The 19,024-nt window shown below is 68.5% G+C and carries 21 protein-coding genes and 2 tRNA genes; 5 read left to right on the top strand and 18 right to left on the bottom strand.

Annotation, left to right across the window (positions count from 1 at the left end):
* Positions 1-125 precede the first annotated feature (125 nt).
* From clpX to OG801_RS22845, 4 genes are all read right to left on the bottom strand, one after another.
* On the bottom strand, positions 126-1,418 hold the full coding sequence (gene clpX / locus OG801_RS22860; protein WP_160024669.1) for an ATP-dependent Clp protease ATP-binding subunit ClpX: 1,293 nt from the start codon (positions 1,416-1,418) through the stop codon (positions 126-128).
* A gap of 100 nt (positions 1,419-1,518) precedes the next feature.
* Positions 1,519-2,124: an ATP-dependent Clp protease proteolytic subunit gene (locus OG801_RS22855; protein WP_091049270.1), complete on the bottom strand. Its 606-nt coding sequence runs from the start codon at positions 2,122-2,124 to the stop codon at positions 1,519-1,521.
* A 4-nt stretch (positions 2,125-2,128) separates the two neighbouring features.
* Positions 2,129-2,791 (bottom strand): ATP-dependent Clp protease proteolytic subunit, encoded by a 663-nt coding sequence (locus OG801_RS22850; RefSeq protein WP_396982905.1) that lies wholly within the window; start codon positions 2,789-2,791, stop codon positions 2,129-2,131.
* Positions 2,792-2,912: 121 nt separating this feature from the next.
* Positions 2,913-3,899 carry a hypothetical protein gene (locus OG801_RS22845; protein ID WP_355020653.1) on the bottom strand — a complete coding sequence of 329 codons (987 nt, stop codon included), beginning with the start codon at positions 3,897-3,899 and terminating at the stop codon, positions 2,913-2,915.
* A 209-nt stretch (positions 3,900-4,108) separates the two neighbouring features.
* On the opposite strand from OG801_RS22845, the gene OG801_RS22840 reads away from it, so the two are divergent.
* Positions 4,109-4,867, top strand: coding sequence for a hypothetical protein (locus tag OG801_RS22840; RefSeq protein ID WP_406031518.1), 759 nt, complete (start codon positions 4,109-4,111; stop codon positions 4,865-4,867).
* 71 nt (positions 4,868-4,938) lie between these two features.
* Here OG801_RS22840 and tig read toward each other — a convergent pair whose 3' ends face one another.
* The 8 genes from tig to OG801_RS22800 form a co-directional block, all read right to left on the bottom strand.
* Positions 4,939-6,327, bottom strand: a complete 1,389-nt coding sequence (gene tig, locus OG801_RS22835) for a trigger factor (protein WP_355020655.1) — start codon at positions 6,325-6,327, stop codon at positions 4,939-4,941.
* A 57-nt stretch (positions 6,328-6,384) separates the two neighbouring features.
* Positions 6,385-6,457, bottom strand: a tRNA-Pro gene (locus OG801_RS22830).
* Between the two features lie 35 nt (positions 6,458-6,492).
* Positions 6,493-6,566 (bottom strand) — tRNA-Gly (locus OG801_RS22825).
* Between the two features lie 105 nt (positions 6,567-6,671).
* Positions 6,672-7,748 (bottom strand): PP2C family protein-serine/threonine phosphatase, encoded by a 1,077-nt coding sequence (locus tag OG801_RS22820; protein ID WP_355020656.1) that lies wholly within the window; start codon positions 7,746-7,748, stop codon positions 6,672-6,674.
* A 66-nt stretch (positions 7,749-7,814) separates the two neighbouring features.
* On the bottom strand, positions 7,815-8,675 hold the full coding sequence (locus OG801_RS22815) for an Fpg/Nei family DNA glycosylase (protein WP_406031517.1): 861 nt from the start codon (positions 8,673-8,675) through the stop codon (positions 7,815-7,817).
* Positions 8,676-8,682: 7 nt separating this feature from the next.
* The gene (locus OG801_RS22810) at positions 8,683-9,201 is read right to left on the bottom strand and encodes a ribose-5-phosphate isomerase (RefSeq protein WP_350716267.1); all 519 of its coding nucleotides are present in this window, start codon (positions 9,199-9,201) and stop codon (positions 8,683-8,685) included.
* A 148-nt stretch (positions 9,202-9,349) separates the two neighbouring features.
* Positions 9,350-9,757: an HNH endonuclease gene (locus tag OG801_RS22805; protein WP_406031516.1), complete on the bottom strand. Its 408-nt coding sequence runs from the start codon at positions 9,755-9,757 to the stop codon at positions 9,350-9,352.
* Positions 9,754-10,323 carry a DUF222 domain-containing protein gene (locus tag OG801_RS22800; protein WP_406031515.1) on the bottom strand — a complete coding sequence of 190 codons (570 nt, stop codon included), beginning with the start codon at positions 10,321-10,323 and terminating at the stop codon, positions 9,754-9,756. The genes OG801_RS22805 and OG801_RS22800 overlap by 4 nt, the downstream gene beginning before the upstream one ends.
* Before the next feature lie 504 nt (positions 10,324-10,827).
* Here OG801_RS22800 and OG801_RS22795 point away from each other — a divergent pair.
* Positions 10,828-12,066, top strand: coding sequence for an inositol monophosphatase family protein (locus OG801_RS22795; RefSeq protein WP_406031514.1), 1,239 nt, complete (start codon positions 10,828-10,830; stop codon positions 12,064-12,066).
* A gap of 11 nt (positions 12,067-12,077) precedes the next feature.
* Here OG801_RS22795 and OG801_RS22790 read toward each other — a convergent pair whose 3' ends face one another.
* Genes OG801_RS22790 through OG801_RS22780 form a run of 3 tightly spaced genes read right to left on the bottom strand, consistent with a single transcriptional unit; the run spans position 12,078 to position 14,188 of the window.
* Entirely contained in the window at positions 12,078-12,650 is a 573-nt protein-coding gene (locus OG801_RS22790; RefSeq protein WP_355018692.1) for a hypothetical protein, read from the bottom strand.
* An 18-nt stretch (positions 12,651-12,668) separates the two neighbouring features.
* Positions 12,669-13,313 (bottom strand): methyltransferase domain-containing protein, encoded by a 645-nt coding sequence (locus OG801_RS22785; RefSeq protein ID WP_406023278.1) that lies wholly within the window; start codon positions 13,311-13,313, stop codon positions 12,669-12,671.
* Complete coding sequence (locus tag OG801_RS22780) at positions 13,310-14,188, bottom strand: alpha/beta hydrolase (RefSeq protein WP_406031513.1); 879 nt, start codon at positions 14,186-14,188, stop codon at positions 13,310-13,312. Before OG801_RS22780 ends, OG801_RS22785 begins: the two co-directional genes overlap by 4 nt.
* A gap of 45 nt (positions 14,189-14,233) precedes the next feature.
* On the opposite strand from OG801_RS22780, the gene cls reads away from it, so the two are divergent.
* Genes cls through OG801_RS22765 form a run of 3 tightly spaced genes read left to right on the top strand, consistent with a single transcriptional unit; the run spans position 14,234 to position 16,940 of the window.
* A complete protein-coding gene (gene cls / locus OG801_RS22775; protein WP_406031512.1) occupies positions 14,234-15,682 on the top strand; it encodes a cardiolipin synthase in 1,449 nt (482 codons plus the stop codon).
* 44 nt (positions 15,683-15,726) lie between these two features.
* On the top strand, positions 15,727-16,209 hold the full coding sequence (locus tag OG801_RS22770; protein ID WP_406031511.1) for a thioredoxin domain-containing protein: 483 nt from the start codon (positions 15,727-15,729) through the stop codon (positions 16,207-16,209).
* Positions 16,206-16,940 (top strand): cytochrome c biogenesis CcdA family protein, encoded by a 735-nt coding sequence (locus OG801_RS22765; protein WP_406031510.1) that lies wholly within the window; start codon positions 16,206-16,208, stop codon positions 16,938-16,940. Before OG801_RS22770 ends, OG801_RS22765 begins: the two co-directional genes overlap by 4 nt.
* Here the strand turns inward: OG801_RS22765 and OG801_RS22760 are convergent.
* The 3 genes from OG801_RS22760 to rph are packed head-to-tail and all read right to left on the bottom strand — an operon-like array spanning position 16,924 to position 19,022.
* Positions 16,924-17,691 carry a 2-phosphosulfolactate phosphatase gene (locus tag OG801_RS22760; RefSeq protein ID WP_406031509.1) on the bottom strand — a complete coding sequence of 256 codons (768 nt, stop codon included), beginning with the start codon at positions 17,689-17,691 and terminating at the stop codon, positions 16,924-16,926. The two genes, OG801_RS22765 and OG801_RS22760, sit on opposite strands and share 17 nt — an antisense overlap.
* A 19-nt stretch (positions 17,692-17,710) precedes the next feature.
* The gene (locus tag OG801_RS22755) at positions 17,711-18,268 is read right to left on the bottom strand and encodes a non-canonical purine NTP pyrophosphatase (protein WP_406036295.1); all 558 of its coding nucleotides are present in this window, start codon (positions 18,266-18,268) and stop codon (positions 17,711-17,713) included.
* 46 nt (positions 18,269-18,314) lie between these two features.
* The gene (gene rph, locus OG801_RS22750; protein WP_355018684.1) at positions 18,315-19,022 is read right to left on the bottom strand and encodes a ribonuclease PH; all 708 of its coding nucleotides are present in this window, start codon (positions 19,020-19,022) and stop codon (positions 18,315-18,317) included.
* Positions 19,023-19,024 lie beyond the last annotated feature (2 nt).

Genomic DNA, 19,024 nt, shown 5'->3' with positions numbered 1-19,024 from the left:
CCCTACCGAGTGACGGAGCTGGAAAGGTACAGATGATCATCAGTGAGTATTGTGTCGGACCGCCCGGGCCGATACCGACCCGGGCGCCGAAAATGACCCAAACGGACTAGGCCGTGTCTCTCGGACTAGGCCGACTTCTTCTTGGTTTCCTTCTCGCGAGGCACGAGGGTCGGCATCTCGCCGTCGTCGACCACCTCGCGGGTCACGATCACCTTGCCGACGTCGCCACGGGAGGGCACGTCGTACATCACGTAGAGGAGTACCTCCTCGATGATCGCCCGCAGGCCGCGGGCACCGGTGCCACGCTCCAGGGCCTTGTCGGCGATGGCGGTGACCGCGTCCTCGGTGAACTCGAGGTCGACGCCGTCGAGGTCGAAGAGCTTCTGATACTGCTTGACCAGCGCGTTGCGCGGCTCGGTCAGGATCTGAACGAGCGCGGCCTGGTCGAGCTTCTCGACGCTCGCGATCAGCGGCAGCCGGCCGATGAACTCCGGGATCAGCCCGAACTTGGTGAGGTCCTCGGGACGGACCAGCTTCAGCAGGTCCTCGGACTCCTTCTCGGCCTTGCCGCGCACCTCGGCGGTGAAGCCGAGGGTCTTCTTGCCGACCCGCTGCTCGATGATGTGCTCCAGACCGGCGAACGCGCCACCCACCACGAAGAGGATGTTGGTGGTGTCGATCTGGATGAACTCCTGGTGCGGGTGCTTGCGGCCGCCCTGCGGCGGCACCGAGGCGGTGGTGCCCTCGATGATCTTCAGCAGCGCCTGCTGCACGCCCTCACCGGAGACGTCGCGCGTGATCGAGGGGTTCTCCGCCTTGCGGGCCACCTTGTCGATCTCGTCGATGTAGATGATGCCGGTCTCGGCCTTCTTGACGTCGTAGTCCGCGGCCTGGATCAGCTTGAGGAGGATGTTCTCGACGTCCTCACCGACGTAGCCGGCCTCGGTCAGCGCGGTGGCGTCCGCGATCGCGAACGGGACGTTGAGCATCCGGGCCAGCGTCTGCGCCAGGTAGGTCTTGCCGCAGCCGGTCGGGCCGATCACCAAGATGTTGGACTTGGCGACCTCGACCTGCTCCTCCTTGGCGTGCTTGCCGGGGCCCTGCGGGCCGCCGGGCTGCAGGCCGGCCTGGACGCGCTTGTAGTGGTTGTAGACCGCCACCGCCAGCGACTTCTTCGCCTGCTCCTGGCCGATGACGTAGGAGTTGAGGAAGTCGAAGATCTCCTTCGGCTTGGGGAGGTCGGCGATCTCCACCTCGGAGCCCTCGTTGAGCTCCTCCTCGATGATCTCGTTGCAGAGGTCGATGCACTCGTCGCAGATGTAGACGCCGGGACCCGCGATGAGCTTCTTGACCTGCTTCTGGCTCTTCCCGCAGAAGGAGCACTTCAGCAGGTCACCTCCGTCGCCGATGCGTGCCACGAGTGGCCTTCCTTCCCCGACTTGTGCTGCTAGGTCCGAATAATTACTGACGGTACCCCGCGCCGCGCCTTCGATGTGGGAGCGGCGCGGGGCCCGATGGTCAAACGAGCGCCGGCGTCTTGAGCGACTCGAGCACCGAGTCGATCAGGCCGTACTCGACCGCCTGGGCGGCGGTGAGGATCTTGTCGCGCTCGATGTCGTGGCTGACCTCGTCCATCGACTTGCCGCTGTGGTCGGCGATCATCTTCTCGAGCAGCTCACGCATCCGCAGGATCTCGTTGGCCTGGATCTCGATGTCGGAGGTCTGGCCGAAGGTGCCCTCGGTGTACGGCTGGTGGATCAGGATGCGGCTGTTGGGCAGCGCCATCCGCTTGCCGTGGGCACCAGCACCGAGCAGGATCGCGGCGGCCGAGGCGGCCTGACCGATGCAGACGGTCTGCACGTCCGGCTTGATGAACTGCATCGTGTCGTAGATCGCGGTGCAGGCCGTGAACGAGCCACCGGGGCTGTTGATGTAGATCGAGATGTCCTGGTCCGGGTTCATCGACTGCAGGCAGAGCAGCTGGGCGATGACCGCGTTGGCGACATCGTCGCTGATCGGGGTGCCCAGGTAGATGATCCGGTCCTCGAAGAGCTTGGCGTAGGGGTCGATCCGGCGGACGCCGTACGACGTACGCTCCTCCCACTGCGGGATGTAGTAGTTCATGTCCTCAGTCCTTCTTGTGAGCGGGTCGGCCCTCGTCGGAGGCTTCCTTGGCGCTCCGGATGACCTGGTCGACCAGGCCGTAGTCGAGAGCTTCGGCGGCGGTGAACCAGCGGTCGCGGTCGGCGTCCGTGGTGACCTGCTCGACGCTCTGGCCGGTGTGCTCGCTGATCAGCTCGAGCAGCACCTTCTTGATGTGCAGCGACTGCTGCGCCTGGATCTTGATGTCGGAGGCCGAGCCACCCATGCCCGAGGAGGGCTGGTGCATCATGATCCGCGCGTGCGGCAGCGCATAACGCTTGCCCTTGGCGCCGGCGCAGAGCAGGAACTGGCCCATCGAGGCCGCCAGGCCCATGCCGACGGTCGCCACGTCGTTGGGGATGTAGTGCATCGTGTCGTAGATGGCCATACCGGCATCCACCGAGCCACCGGGCGAGTTGATGTGAAGGAAGATGTCGGCCTCGGGGTCCTCCGCGGAGAGCAGCAGGAGCTGCGCGCAGATCGCGTTGGCGTTCTGGTCGCGGACCTCGGAGCCGAGGAAGACGATGCGCTCCCGCAGCAGTCGGTTGTAGATGTTGTCGTCGAGAAGGCTCAGACCGCCGCCGTTGCCGCCTAGGCTCGGGGAGAGCCCTGGGGCACCGGCATGAGCGTCAGCCGCGCTGGAGTCGATGTTCACAGGATCGACACTAGCCGCCACATCCAGTTGATCCACGGCTGGTGTGCCATTGTTCGCCGACGGCAGAACTATTGGCGATCGCGTCGCAATCCGGGCGACGCCGCGACCCTCACGGCTACGCCAGCCAGCGCAGCAGCGCGTCGTGGACCGCAGGATGGTTCGACAGCGGCGTCTCGGCGGTCGAGAGCGTGAAGCGCTCCGCCGTCGGGAACAGGTCGCGCACCCGGCGCGACCGCAGTGGCGTCTTGTGCCGCCACCACAGCATCTCCCCGAAGAGTCGCCCGACCCGGTTGGGGCGCGAGGTCGCCTTGTCGGTGACCAGCAGATAGTCGACATCCGGTCGCGGCGGGAGCATCGCCTCATCGGCCCCGACGACCGCGATCCCGGCGAGGTGCTCGTCGAGCTGCTTGCCGACCCCACCCGAGATCGGGGCGGAGGTGACCGCATAGGGCGTCGTGCCGAGGGCGATCAGCTCGGAGACGTACGTCGTCCACGGCCGCGCCCCAGCGGTGGCCACGCCGAGCGCGTTGCGGGCGATGAGACCACCACCGGCGTAGCCGACCAGGACGATGCGCGGCTCCGCAGCGAGGGCGTCGACGCACTCCTGGATCCGGCTGCTGAGCGCCACCGCGGCGGGCACCGACTTGCTGCCGGCGGACACGTGCATGTGCAGCGGCATCCAGCCGAGCAGCTCGGCGAGCCGGTCTGCGTACGTCGCACCGGTCGCCTGCGAGCCCTCCTCCCAGACGGTCTCGTCCTTGCCCGTGGGCGGGATCAGGACCAGGATCCGAGGGCTCGACCCGACCTGCCGCTGGGCGGCGGCCCACTCCTTCGGGCTGACCATGCGGCCTTGGTGCCGGACCGCGACGGCGGGTCCGGAGTCGGTGTTGACGACACCGCGGATGATCGGGGTCGCGAGCGCGAACGGCGCCGCGAACGGGCGACGCGCGAAGGCCGTGATGCGCCAGGCGAGCTTCGCCAGACCGACGATGCCGGCCACCTTGCTCTGACCGCGGTCGAGCAGCTCCTCGGCGTCGGGGTCCACCGGGGCGTCCTCGACGTTGAGGACCACGGCGCGGACGGTCTCAGGGCTGGAGGTCACGCTGGCAGCGTAGGGCCTACGCTGGACCGACGGGATCACCTGTGCCCACTGTCCAGCCCGTCTGTGTCTCAGATCACACCGGCGCGACGACATTCAGTACGTTTGCGTTCGCTCACGCGTCTGGTGTCTGTGATGCTGTTGTTACTGGTGTTGCGTGACGACACTGGTCTCCGCGGGTTACCGTCGGATGCGGAAGGGGGTGTCCGGGCGTGAGCGACGAGAAGGAATCACACTGCCAGTCGTGCGGCGATGATCTGCTGCCCGGGGCCATCTACTGCATCGGCTGCGGAGCCCCGCTCCTGGCTCCCCCGGAGCAGCACCGTCCGCTCTTCGTGGACGAGCTCGGCGACGATGCGACCACGGGTCGCGGCACCCGGGGATACTTCTTCGACGACGCCGCCTCGCCAACCCCCGCGCAACGGAAGGGCCGCACGGCGCCGATCCTGGTGATGATCGTGGTGCTGGTGCTCGTCGCCGGCGTGCTCGGGTTCATCTTCGGCAAGGACGGGACCGGACCCTTGCAGTCCGAGGCGGAGCCGGAGCCTTCGACCAGCCCCACGAGCGAGCCGTCGAGCGTGCCGTCCGTGGACCCGAACGCCCCGCCTGAGGATCAGCTGCTCCGCATCTCCCGTCTCGACACCGAAGCGGCCACCAAGCTCATCGGCACCTGGATCCCACAGCTCGCGGCGGTCGGCGCCGGGGACGGCGGCGACGCCGACTGGCAGCAGGCGCTGACCCGCTACCAGAAGATCAAGACCGCCCACCCCGAGGCGCTGCTCCTCGACACCGGCGAGTGGCCGAGCTCGTACGTGAAGCCGGGGATGTACGCCGTCGTGCTGCCCCATCCCAGCGACACCTCCACCCCCGCGCTGGAGTGGTGCGTCGAGCAGGGCCTGTCGAAGTCCGACTGCGCGGCCAAGAATCTGGAGGTCTCAGGCGACCCGACAGACAACTTCGACGCCCAGTAGCACCGGCTCACACGAAAACGACAGCGCCCCTGCCGTGAGGCAGGGGCGCTGTGACGTACGTCTGAGGGTGATCAGGCGTCGGCCTTCTCGGTCTCCTCGGGGGCCTCGGCCTCAGCCTCGGGCTCGTCCTCGCCGATGGTGCCGTCGGGGCGGAGGTTCTTCAGCTCGACGTGGTTGCCGGACTCGTCGGTGACCTTGGCGGCCTCGACGAGCTGGGCGAGCGCCTTGCCGCGCAGGATCTCCTGGACCAGCTCGGGCACGTGGTTGTGCTCGAGCATGTGGTTGACGAACTCCTGCGGGTCCTGACCGGACTGCTGCGCGCGGCGCATCATGTGCTCGGTCAGCTCCTGCTGCTCGACCCCGATCTCCTTCTCCTTGGCGATCTGGTCGAGGATCAGCTGGGCGGCGACGGCGTCACGAACGCGGCGCTCGAGGTCGGCCTCGAACTCCTCGATCGTCTGCTCCTCGTCCTCGAGGTACTTCTCGAAGGTGAGGCCGGCGAAGCCGAGCTGCTGCTCGATGCCCTCGCGGCGCGCGTTGAGCTCGTCGGTGACGATGCTCTCCGGCAGCGGGATCTCGAGCTGCTCCAGGAGGGCCTCGAGGACGGCGTCACGGGCGGCGGCGGCCTGCTCGAGGCGCTTGCCGTTGCCGAGGCGGCCGCGGACGTCCTCCTCGAGCTCCTTGACGGTGTCGAACTCGCTGGCGAGCTGGGCGAAGTCGTCGTCGTACGCCGGGAGCTCCTGCTCCTGCACCTGGTTGACGGTGACGTTGACGTCGACCTCCTGGCCGATCAGCTCACCGCCCACGAGGGTGCTCTTGAAGTCCTTGGACTCGCCGGCGGACAGACCGACGATGGCCTCGTCCAGGCCGTCGAGCATGCCGCCCTTGCCGACCTGGTAGCTCATCCCGACGGCCTCGGCGCCCTCGACGTCCTCGCCGTCCTTGGTCGCCTTCAGGTCGATGACCACGAAGTCGCCGTCAGCGGCGGCGCGCTCGACGTCCTTGAGAGTGCCGAAGCGCTCGCGCATCGCCTGGATCTGCTCCTCGACGTCAGCGTCGGTGAGCTCGATGTCCTCGACCTTGGCCTCGATGCCCTCGTAGTCGGGCAGCGTGATCTCGGGCTTGATGTCGACCTCGGCGGTGAACTCCAGGGTCTCGTTGTCCTCGAGCTTGGTGACCTCGATCTCGGGCTGCGCGAGCGGCTCGAGCGAGTTCTCCTGGAGGGCGTCGAAGTACATCTGCGGGAGGACGTTGTTGACCGCCTCGGAGAGCACCGCACCGCGGCCGACCTGCTTGTCGATCACCTGGGGCGGGACCTTGCCCCGGCGGAAGCCGGGAACGTTGATCTGCTTGGCGATCTGCTTGTACGCCGCGTCGAGGCTCGGCTTGAGCTCCTCGAAGGGCACCTCGACGGTCAGCTTGGCCCGGGTCGGGCTCAACGTCTCGACGGCGCTCTTCACAGGGTGTCTCCTGTCGTTTGTTTCTGAGAATGATGTCGCGTGCAGGGCTATGAAATGTCGGGGCGACAGGACTCGAACCTGCGGTCTCCTGCTCCCAAAGCAGGCGCGCTAGCCACTACGCTACGCCCCGTCAAGGGCCCCTCCCCAATCAGCGGGAATGGCACTTGGAGCGGATGACGGGAATCGAACCCGCGTAATCAGTTTGGAAGACTGAGGCTCTACCATTGAGCTACATCCGCGCACGCGAGAGCCAGCGCCCTCGTGCGACCTGCGAAATCCTGCCATAGATCTGGCTCACACCTGTAACCGGCTCCCCTACCGGTCGGTTCGCAGGGTCGGTTCGGTCACCGTCGCCCGACCGCGACGAGCGCGCGATCGTCGGAGCTGGCGCTCAGTCCCTCGAGCAGGCGGCGCGCTCCCCCACCCCTGCCGGTGACCGCGAGATGGTCGGCGGTGGCGACCAGGTTTCCGATGCCGCGCTCGAGATCGACCCCTCGCGCCTCCACGACGCCGTCGGTGTAGAGCATCACCATGTCGCCCACCCCGAGCACTCCCTCGCAGGCGTCGAACTCGACGTCGTCGATGAGCCCCAGCACCGGGCCGTTGCTCTCGGCCTCCTCCCAGCGGCCGGTGGCGGCGCGACGTAGGAGGGCGGGCGGGTGACCAGCCGAGCGGATCTCGTACGCACCGTTGGTCAGGTCGATCGAGAGGTAGACCGCGGTCGCGAAGCCCTCCTGCCAGTCCTGGCGAAGCAGGTAGCGGTTGGCCGCAGGCAGGAACTCGGCCGGCGGGACGGCACCGAGGAGTCCGCCGAACGCACCGGACAGCTGAAGTGCCCTGGTGCCCGCACGCTCCCCCTTGCCGGAGACATCGACGACGACGATCTCCAGCCGGTCGGCCTCCCGCGCAGCCACCACGAAGTCACCGGTGAACCGGGTGCCGCCCGCCGGTAGGACGGCCGAGTCCGCGAGCCACCCCGGAGGCATCGGGGGGATCGCACCCTGGTCGAGCTTGTGGGTCAGGTCGAGCAGCATCAGCTCGTCGTTCAAGCCGCCCACCCCGAGGTAGGTGCGGCGCATCGCGACGGACAGCACGATCGCGCCGAGCAGGAAGTGCACGCCGATGGCGGCGGCGTCCCGGTCGGAGAGCGTCACCTGGCTGGCGGCGACCACGATCATCACCATCACGAAGACGACGAACCAGCTGAGCGTACGCGGCCCGAGCAGCACCGCTCCGAGCAGCAGCGGCACGGTGAGGACCGCCACCGGGACCACCTGCAGCCAGCCGGTCTGAGCCGCCGCGAGGACCGTCAGGACGATGGTGAGCAGCCCGAGCCACAGCACCGCTCGCAGCTCCGGGTCACGGAATCTGCGGCGGATCGCGTTGCTCCGCAGGCGGTCTGCGAAGGCATGGCTCGACATGGCCTCACTCTAGGTCTCGGGGTGGGGGCTGCGTGGTCGTTCTCGCAGGCCGGAGAGTAGTGCGGGCTACTTCTTTACGGTCGTCCGGGGCCGGTACGTGCGCTGGCACTTCGGGCACCAGAACAGGTTGCGCTGCTGCAGCTCGGTGGTGCGTACGCTCGTGCCGCACACCAGGCACGGCTGGCCGTGGCGGCGGTAGACGTAGACCTCGCCGCCGTGGTCGTCCTTGCGCGGCGGACGGCCCATCACTTCGGGGGTGTGCTCGTCGCGGACGGTGTCGATGCGGTTCCTCTGGACGCCGAGCTTCATGAGCTCGACCAGGTCGTCCCAGATGGCGTCCCACTGCTGCCGGCGCAGGGTGTTGCCGGGGCGCATCGGGTCGATCCGGTGCCGGAAGAGCACTTCGGCCCGATAGACGTTGCCCACCCCGGCCAGGACGGACTGGTCCATCAGCAGCGCGCCGATGGTCGTACGGCTCCGGCTGATCCGCAACCACCCCCGGCCCGGGTCGGCGTCGTCGCGCAGCGGGTCCGGCCCGAGCTTCGCGACCACCGCGTCACGCTGAGCCGTGGTGACGAGGTTGCACGTGTTGGCGCCGCGCAGGTCTGCGTACGTCCCATCCTCGGTGCTCGAGCTTGTCGAGACCAGGCGGAGTCGGACCTGGCCGACAGGCAACGGCGGCTCGATGGCGTACGGCTTCAGGTCGAGCTTGCCGTAGAGACCGAGATGGATGTGGACGTACTGCTCCCCCGGGAACTCGAGGAACAGCTGCTTGCCCCACGCCTCGGCGCCGGTGAAGATCTGGCCGTCCAGCAGCGCGGCGGAGTCGGCGAACCGGCCCTGCGGGCTGCTGACCCGGACCTGCTGGCCGGCGAAGGCGACGCTCAGATCGAGCGCGAGGCGGTGGAGGGTGTGCCCCTCGGGCATCCCCGGATCAGTCCTGGTCCTCGGCGGGCCCCAGGCCCTTGGCCGAGTCGGGAAGCGGCGGACGTACGCCGTCGGCGTCGTAGGCGTGGAGCTGGTCGATGCGGCGTACGTGCCGCTCGTCCTCGCTGAACGGCTCGGCCAGGAAGATCTCGACGAACTTCGTCATGTCCTCGAGGCTGTGCATCCGGCCGCCCACTGCAACCACCTGGGCATTGTTGTGGTCGCGGGCGAGCTTGGCAGTCTCCTCGCTCCACGCGAGTGCGCAGCGGATGCCGGTCACCTTGTTGGCCGCCATCTGCTCGCCGTTGCCCGACCCGCCGATCACGACACCGAGGCTGTCCAGCCCCTGCTCCCGATCCCGGGCCACCCCCTCGGCCGCCCGGATGCAGAAGACCGGGTAGTCGTCGAGTGCGTCGTAGACGAACGGGCCATGGTCGACAGGCTCGTAGCCGAGCTCCGTCAGACGGTTGATCAGGTGGGACTTCAGTTCGAGACCGGCGTGGTCACAGCCGATGTGGACGCGCATGCTGCCCATCCTCTCTTACCGCTGCTGGATCTTCGGATTTGGTGGGTCGTCGAGGCTGGAAGGCCTCCTCGTGCTTTTACAAGACGATGACGCCTTGTGAATCCTTCACAAGGACGCACGGGTGAGCGGTCGTACCAGAGCAGCTCGCTCAGGTGCGCCGGGTGAACCGGATCCGCCCATTCGGAAGTCGCTCATACCCGTACTTAGGGTCATGGATTCGGCGATGGTCGCTGGAGCAGAGCAGGACCATGTTGGCCAGGTCGGTTCGGCCGCCTTCGGACCAGGGTTCGAGGTGATGGGCCTCGGTCCAGGCAGCGGGTGCGTCGCAGTCTTCGGCCTGGCAACACTTATCTCGTAACCGGAGCGCCCTGTGCTGGACCGGATACGCCAACCTCGCGGTGCGACCGAAGTCCAGGATCTCAGAATCGGTGCCCAACACGACCGGGACCAGGTCTGCGTTGCAGGCCATCCGGCGAGCCTCGGCGGCGCTGATCTGCTCCCCGTCGAAGCCGAGGGCTGCGGTGCCAAGCTCGTTGCGGAGGTCTTCCACGCTCATGGTGATGAACACCGTGGTGACGTGGCCGCCGTGGCGGGGGAGCTGGTCGACGTCGTAGGTCTCGATGACAGCGCCTTGCGGCCCTTGTCCTCGACCGAGAGCTTCCGGGGCTGGGCCAGGGAGTCCAGCAGCGTCCGCAGCCGGATCCCGACCGCACGCGAGACGCGGGCGTGGATGTCGATGGTGCCATCCCCGTTGTCGCAGGAGGAGAAGAACGTGCGTCGCTGGGCGTGCTCCTCCTCGCACTGGAGGGCTTCGGCTTCGGCGGCTTCGAATCGCTCGGGGTCGATCTCGGCGAGGATTCGTCGTGCGACGATCTTCAACTCGTTCGCGGTCAACCGGGCGGCGTATTCGACCAGGAGCTTCTCGGCGAGGATCAGGTCCTCGCTGCTGGCGGCCGGATCGGTCTCGATGGCGTCGAGGGCTTGGGTGATCACCCTGGCGTTGTCCTGGGACACGATTCCTTCGGCCAGGCCTGCGGCAACGAGTTCGTACTTGGTCACTGCCGCCGCGAGTTTCACCTGGGAGCGAGCGACGCCCTTGTCGACGAGGAGTTCGGTCCGCATCCAGCCGGAGGCGTCCTTGGCGCCGGTTTCTTCTGCTCGGTGCGCCAGTAGGTGGGGTCGGTGGCGAGTAGTTCTTGGAGGGCGGTCTCGATGGCCTTCAAGGCAGCGTCGATCAAGTCGCCGGGGTTGGCGCCCCACGGGTCGATCGAGCGGCCGAGACTCATCGCCATCTCTCCCTTCAAGAGGTGTTGTGATGGGTCTGATTCTACGCCCCCAGTCCTGCCACTGCCATCTGTTTTCGCAGGTAAAACACCGTTTTCGCGGTGAGCGAGCGGCCTAGCATCTGTGGATGGTAAGTGGCCCGAAGGGCCGCCCTTCCGCCCCATCAACCTCACCTGTCCCAAGCAAGGATCCGCTGCGCCACCCCCGGGCCGCCGCCCCGATAGCCAGCCAATTTTTTTCTCGACGGCCCGTCGAGAAGACCCTCAAAGAAAGGGTCGGCGGCCCACATGAACCCCGAAATACGGTCCGCAAACGACAAACGCACCGATAGATTCCCCCAGCGTGGACCAGTGGACAACGATGGACGAGATCCTCGCGGCAAGATCAAGGTTCGAGTCAGCGATCGACGGCTGGACGCCCCCGAACGCCCACGGCGTCGGCCTCCGCCCATCGACAGCACCCGACCACAAGCCAGAGCATTTCCCCCTGGTCAACGCCTACGGCCACCGCCTCCCGGCCGTGGTGATCGCGACAGTCGTCGGACACAAGCGCGGAACCGCGGCGTACCGGCTGACCCGAGAGGAGCTCGAGCGGGCGATCGAGCTGATCTCGCCCGCGGAGGCGTACGTCGACTATGACCACCCCAACGTACGGAGCTGGCGTGACAAGATCTTGCCCAAGCTGACCGAGGATCCCGAGGCCGAGGTGGTGGCGGTGTTCATCGGCGACGAGCCGGAGGAGTTCCCGGATCCAGCGATCGACGCCTTCCGGGCAGCGTTCCCGGACCAGGCCGTCGCGATCGCGGCGGCGACGGCGGGGGCGGCGGTCGTCAGAGAGATGTACGGCACCGACCTGAGCCACTTCGACAAGTCCCCTACAGACTTCGCGACCGAGGCGGACATCGCCTCGGAGAAGGCGATCCGGGAGACGATCGCGACGTACCGGCCGGAGGATGCCTTCGAGGGCGAGGAGACCGGGCGCAGCGGCGACAGCGAGCGGCGATGGTTGGTCGACCCGCTCTGCGGGACCCTCAACTACGCCGCCCAGACCCCGCTCGCCGCGGTGAACGTCGCACTCGTGACACCCGAGGGCGTGAAGACGGCAGTCTCGGCGGACCCGATCAGCGAGGAGATCTTCTGGACCGACGCCACTTCCGCCTGGTTACGCCAGGGAGGCGGCGACACCGTCCTGACCCCGAGCCCGCGCACCCGGCTCGTCGACATCCAGTGCGACGGCCCGCTCGACCGGCCGTTCGTCGGCGGGCAGCTCGTCGCCGACCCGCGCCTGCGGGCCCAGTTCGGCCCGCGCGTGATGTCCTCCACCCTCGCGGTCGCCTGGGTGGCGGCCGGCCGGCGGGCGGCGTACGTCACCGATGGCCACCTCGAGGGAAGCGTTCACTTCACCGCCGGCATCGCGCTGTGCCAGGCCGCCGGCTGCGTCGTCACCGACCTCAACGGCGACCCGATCCACACCGGCCGCGGGATGATCGCCGCGGCCGACGCGGCGACCCACCAACTGCTGCTGGACCTGGTCCGCCCGCACCTGGCGGCAGCGGACCCGGACCGGACGAGCCCAGCCTGAGCCGAGTGGCTTCAGCGCTGCATCAGCGCGTCCATCGCGACCGCGAGGGCTGCGGCGACCCGGAAGTCGACGCGCGGGTCGTGGACGGTGACCGTGTACTTGTCACGGAAGGCGAAGCGGCGCTCGATCGAGATCAGCGGCTGGCCCTCGGAGGACACGTAGTCGAAGTGGATCGGCATGAAGTCGAACTCGGTGAAGCGGCGCAGGATGGCAACCAGCTGGTTGCGCTCCTGACCGGTGCCGGCGTAGCCGGGGCCCTCGACCTGGAACGTCGAGCGGAGCAGGCTCTTGCCGAAGTCCTTGCGGAAGAAGCCAAGCGCCGCACCGCTCGGGTCGGTGACGTCGTAGCCGGCGTTGAGGTCCATCACCGCACGCGCTTTGAACGCGAAGACGGCCTGCGACTTCGACTCGTCGGCGTAGAAGGTCACCTGCTCCTTGAACGCCAGCCGCTTCTGCTGCGCGAAGGCGAGCACCTGCCCCTCGGAGCCGTCGGCGTTGGCGGCCTGGGCGACGTACTTGTTGGTGAAAGGCGTGACCTTCTGGCGGAGGAAGAAGCGGGGGACGTGGTACGGCTGCTGCGTCATGCGCGCAACCTATCGTCGTCAGCGACGTCGCGCGACGAGATAGGCCTGCGGCGTCCGCTCCCAGTCCTCGGCGGAGCGCACGACCGTCGCGGTGACCTCGAAACCCGCCTCCTCGAGCAGGGCGCTGGTCGCCTCGACCGGGAGCCGGTAGCCGTCGAAGGTGACGTCGTGGCCGTAGGCGCCGATGTGGCGTACGTGCTCGTCCCCGACCTGGAACGCGGTCACGAACCGGCCGCCGCGGCGGGTGACCCGGGCGAGCTCGGCGATGACCTCGGGCCGGCGCGCAGGCGGGGTGTGGATGAGCGAGTACCAAGCCAGCACCCCCGCGAGCTCACCGTCGCGGAGCGGGAGGCGAGCCATGTCGCCGACCTCGAACCGGAGCGCCGGATGCCGCTCCTTGGCCTGCGCGATCATGCCCGTCGACAGGTCGACTCCGAAGACGTCGATCCCCCGCTCGGCCAGATAGGCCGTCACCCGCCCGGGCCCGCAGCCGATGTCGCCGACCAGCCCACCACCGTCCTTGCGGACGTAGCTGACGAAGGTGTCGAGGACACCGGCGTCGAAGGAGGTCTCGGTGATCGTAGGGTCGACGATCTCGGCGTACGCCTTGGAGACGGTGTCGTAGGCGGCCCGGACCTCGGTGACGTCGTAGGGCTCCGTCACTGACGTCCCCGAAAGAAGGCAGCAGTCATCGCCATCACCGACTCCGCGGCCGGGAAGGTCTGGCCGTGGCGCCAGAAACCGTGGATCTGGCCGACCGCACGGAAGGCGACCACGTCGACGCCGAGGTCGGCCAACCGGAGCGCGAAGTCCTCGTTCTCGTCGGTGAGGATGTCGCCCTCGGCGCTGACGATCAGCGTCGGCGGCAGGCCGCGAAGCTCCTGGTCAGAGGCGAGATAGGGGCCGAGGTCGGGATTGCGAAGATCGGCCTCGGTCGAGGCGTACTGCTTCCAGTACCACGCCGCCTCCTCGTTCCAGCCGTCCACCATCGCGTAGCCCGGGGTGCTCATCGACGGGTCGAGGAACGGGTAGACGAGCACCATCGCGCCGAAGACGCCCGGGTTGCGCAGCGCCGCGACGAGGGCGAGGTTGCCGCCGGCGCTGTCACCGTGGACGTACGCCGGCAACGTGCTCAGCAGCGGGTCGTTGCCCAGCCACTTGACGACCGTGTCGACGTCGTCGGGAGCCGCGGGATAGGGGTGCTCCGGAGGCCTGCGGTAATCGACCGACAGCACCCGCAGCCCGCTCCTGTTGGCGAGCCGCCGGCACGCGGCGTCGTGGACCTCGACGTCGTTGAAGACGAAGCCACCGCCGTGGAGGTGGACGATCACCCCTTCGCGTACGTCCTCGGGGGTGTAGAGCCGGCACGGAACCCCGCCGGCGTCGATCCCGGCCACCTCCGCGACCTCCTCCTTCGCCTCAGCTGCGGCCAGCTTGCGGGCCTGGTCCCGCTGGGCGGAGACGTCGACCTCCCAGACCGGCGGCGAGGCCTCCTCGGCAGCGATGGCACGGCGGGCGGCAGGGAAGAGTCGAACCATGTCAGAAGATTCCCACACGAGTGGCGGTGGTGCATGCTGATGCGCATGACAGTGGCGGGGGTCATGGGGACCTCGATCTACATCATCGACCTGCTGGTCAAGGTCATCGCGCTCGGAGTCGTGCCGAAGAACCGGCGTCCGGCCAGCGCGATGGCGTGGCTGCTGGCCATCTTCTTCATCCCGGGAATCGGCCTGATCGGCTACCTGCTGCTCGGTCAGACCCGGCTGGATCGCCGGCGACACGCCCGCCAGCGAGCCCTGAACGACGAGGTGTCCGAGTACGTCCGCGGACTGCCGAGAACGCCGCACCAGAAGACGATCTCCGAGGTCGACGCGGCCACGATCGAGCTGAACGAACGGCTCGGCTCACTGCCTGCCAGGTCGGGGAACCGGATCGATCTGATCGACGACTACGCCGCCTCGATCGAGGCGATGACGGCCGCGGTGGACGAGGCCGAGACGTACGTGCATGCGCAGTTCTACATCACCGCCTGCGACCACATGACCGAGCCGTTCTTCGACGCCCTGGACCGGGCCGCGGCGCGTGGGGTGAGCGTCCGGCTCCTCCTCGACCACCTCGGCTCGCGCGGCATCCCGGTCTGGCGCAAGCTCGTGAAGCGGCTCGACGCCTCCGACATCGACTGGCACCCGCTGCTGCCGATCGACCCCCTCCGCGGCCAGATCCGCCGCCCCGACCTGCGCAACCACCGCAAGCTCCTGGTGGTCGACGGCCGGGTCGCGTTCACGGGCTCGCAGAACCTCATCGAGCCCGGCTACAACAAGCCCAAGAACCACCGGGCCGGCCGCGAGTGGGTCGAGCTGAACGCACGGATCGAGGGTCCGCTGGTGACTGCGCTGAACGTCGTGTTCGCCAGCGACTGGGACACCGAGACCGGGGAGCTGCTGCGCTCCGAGCTGGCCGCCACCGCGCCGCGCGCCGGCGACGTGACCGGCCAGATCGTGCCCAGCGGCCCAGGTGTCGACGCCGAGAACAACCTGCGCGCGTTCACCCATCTCATGTACGCCGCCAAGAAGCGGATCTCGATCACCAGCCCCTACTTCGTGCCGGACGAGTCGCTGCTGTACGCCGTGACCACGGCCGCCCGCCGTGGCGTCGAGGTGGAGCTCTTCGTCAGCGAGGGCAAGGACCAGTTCATGGTCTACCACGCCCAGCGTTCCTACTACGAGGCGCTACTCGAGGCCGGTGTCCGCATCTATCTCTACCCCAAGCCCGCCGTCCTGCACTCCAAGCACTTCAGCATCGACGACGAGGTCGCCGTGCTCGGCTCGAGCAACATGGACATGCGCTCCTTCGCCCTCAACTACGAGATCTCGCTGATGCTCTTCGACGGCGAACCGGTGACACAGCTGCGGAAGGTCGAGGACAGCTACCGGGCCATCTCGCGCGAGCTGCTGCTCGAGGAGTGGCTCGCGCGGCCGAAGGTCGCGGCGTACGTCGACAACGTGCTGCGCCTCACCGCCGCTCTTCAATGAGGTCGATGCGCACACCAGTCCGCGGGAACGTACGCTCCGAACCCATGCCCGTGAGCACCCGAATCCTGGCCCTGTTGACCATCCTCTGCGCGGTGACCGTCGGCTGCGGCTCAGCGGAGACCGCCGATGACTCCGCATCGCCCACCACCAGTGCGAGCGTGCCGCCCACGTCGCCCCCCGCCGCCGGGAACGACTCGTCAGCCTCGTGCGAGGCAACGGGCCGCTATGCCGACTACTCCGAGGCGGCCGTCGCCGACGAGTGCTACACCGACACGATCCTCTTCTTCCACGCGCCCTGGTGCCCCGAGTGCCGCGGGTTCGAGGAGGCGATCAAGAGCGGCGAGGTGCCTGACGGGGCCCAGATCCTGAAGGTCGACTACGACTCCGCGACCGACCTGCGCAAGCAGCACGGGGTGACGATCCAGTCGACCTTCGTACGCGTCGACCCCGCCGGCGAGACGGTCGAGCTCTGGTCCGGCTACGGCCAGGACAAGTCGGTCGACGCCATCCTCGAGAACACCCAGTGACGCTGCTGCTCGCGTCGTTCCTCGCCGGAGCGCTCTCGGTGCTCGCCCCGTGCGTGGTGGCGTTCGTGCCGGCCATATTCTCCCGTGAGTACAGCCTGCCCCGCGGGACCGGCAAGCGCCGGCCGTGGGTGGCGGTGGCCGCGCTCGGCGTCTCCGTCATCGTGTTCAGCATCGTGCTCAAGTCGACGACCCTCTTGATCGACGTCCCGCCACGGTTCTGGAGCGTCGTCTCCGGTGTGATCGTGGCGCTCTTCGGTGTCGTGATGATCTGGCCACGGCTGTGGGACGCGGTGGCGTTCCGGCTCGGGCTCGGATCGCGCGCCCAGGAACGTATGGCCCGGGCGAGCACCCGTCGCGGGATCGGCGGCGACATCCTCCTGGGCGCGAGCATGGGGCCGGTCTTCAGCGCCTGCAGCCCGACGTACGCCTTGATCGTGGCCGCCATCCTTCCGGCTGAGCCGCTGAGCGGGCTCGGCTACCTGCTCGCGTACGTCGCCGGCCTGACGCTCCTGCTGGCCGCGGTCATGGCGGGCGGACGGGCGCTGATCGCCCGGCTCAGGTGGGCGATCGACCCCGAGGGCGCCTTCCACAAGGTGCTCGGCGTCGTCCTGGTGCTCATCGGGGTCGCGATCGCGACCGGGCTGGACAAGGCCCTGCTCACCCTGCTCGTGGAGCAGGGGCTCTTCGACTGGCAGATCGGTCTGGAGGGCCGGCTCAGCACGGATCAGTGAGCCGGTCGGTGGCTGACATGAACGACCGGCCGCTCAGGAGGGGCACCACCGACGAGCCGTCGACCTCGGCGGCCACCATCACGTCGTCGGCGTAGCCCTTGGCAGTCAGCTCCCGGCCACCGGCGCAGGCATGGAGCGCGTCCGGAAGATCGGCCGCACGGAAGGCGTCGCGCGCCATGGCGGCCTCAGGCGAGAGCTCGTCTGGGTCCAGGACGTCCAGGACGGCGCCGGCTCCCCAGAGATCCTCGACCGCGGGGCGGAGTGTGCCGTCCGGCCAGCGCTCCCCCGACGCGATGAAGGCGACGCTCGCGCCGTCAACGCAGCGAGGAGCGAGCCACTCGGCGACCGCGGTCCGGTTGCGGAGCGAGACACCGACGACCTTGGCACCGCCGTCGGCGAGCAGGGTGCTGATCGTCGAGCCGTTGGGCGAGGGCAGCACGAGCCGCCGGACGCCCTCGGCCCGGCGCAGCGATGCGGGAGAGAGCGAGGGCCGGCCCGGCACCGCGTCCTGACGTTGCACCGCGAGAACGGCGTCGTGCTCGCGTGCGTACGCCTCCGCCCGGTCGTCCCGCCACCGGAACGGGAACACCTCGATCCCGCGCTCGACGGCGACCGTCAGCGTCGTGGTGAACGAGAGCACGTCCACCACGACGGCGATGTCCACCGGCCCGATCGCCTCGGCGCCCACCGGCCCCCAGTCGAGCCGGAACCGGTAGGCGTGCTGACGGTGCTGCGCGTCGAAGGTGGTCACCCGCCGAGGCTAGTGACCCCTAGCCGAGTGCGGCGGCGATCTGCGGGGAGATCTCGCGCAGGGCGCGACCACGGTGGGAGATGGCGTCCTTCTCCTCGATCGACAGCTCGGCAGACGTACGCCCGTCCTCGGTGTCGACCGCGACGAACAGGACGTCGTAGCCGAAGCCGCCGTCACCGCGGACCTCGCGGATGATCCGGCCGTCCATGCGGCCCTCGACGACGATCTCGCCACCGCCCGAGACGAAGGCGATCGCGCAGGCGAAGTGGGCGCCGCGGCGCTCGTCGGGCACGTCGGAGAGCTGGGCCAGGAGCAGCTCGTTGTTGCGCTCGTCCGACTTCGGGGGCCCACCCCAACGCGCCGAGAGCACCCCGGGCATCCCGTTGAGCGCGTCGACGCAGAGACCCGAGTCGTCCGCGACGGTCGGCAGCCCGGTGGCCGCGAACCCAGCACGCGCCTTGATCAGCGCGTTGCCCTCGAACGTCGGCGCGTCCTCGACCGGCTCGTCGTAGTGGGTGACGTCGTCGAGGCCGACGACCGAGACCCCGGGCACCAGCGGCGAGAGGATCCGGAACATCTCCTCCAGCTTCTTGGCGTTGCGCGAGGCGACGTGGATCTTCGGCTCAGCCGGCAAGTGCGGCCTCCTGCAGCTTGGTCAGGTCGGCGCAGCCCTTCTCGCCCAGCGCCAGCAGGGCGTCGAGCTCGGCGCGGTCGAAAGCGACGCCCTCGGCGGTGCCCTGCACCTCGACGAACTTGCCCTCGCCGGTCATCACGATGTTCATGTCGGTCTCGGCGCGGACGTCCTCCTCGTAGGGAAGGTCGAGGCGCGGTACACCGTCGATGATCCCGACCGAGATCGCAGCGACGGAGCCGGTCAGTGCCTTCTGCACGCCCAGCGAGGCCACCGCGTCGGACAGCGCGACATAGGCGCCGGTGATGGCTGCCGTACGCGTCCCGCCGTCGGCCTGCAGCACGTCGCAGTCGATGTTGATCGTGTTCTCGCCCAGGGCCTTGTAGTCGATCACCGCGCGCAGCGAGCGCCCGATGAGCCGGGAGATCTCGTGCGTACGTCCGCCGATCTTGCCCTTCACCGACTCGCGCGAGGAGCGCTCGTGGGTCGAGGCCGGCAGCATGGCGTACTCCGCCGTCACCCAGCCCAGCCCGGAGCCCTTGCGCCAGCGCGGCACGCCCTCGGAGGCCGAGGCGGCGCACAGGACACGGGTCTTGCCGAACTCGATGAGGACGGAACCGGCCGCGTGGTCGAGCCAGTTGCGGGTGATCTTGATGGGGCGCAGCTCGTCGTCGGCGCGCCCGTCAGCTCGTGTGGTCACGG

Origin of the sequence: Nocardioides sp. NBC_00163, assembly GCF_045206295.1 — a bacterium.
Taxonomy (GTDB): domain Bacteria; phylum Actinomycetota; class Actinomycetes; order Propionibacteriales; family Nocardioidaceae; genus Nocardioides.
The sequence above is the reverse complement of the archived record's forward strand: the minus strand, read 5'-3'. Positions and strand labels throughout refer to the sequence as shown.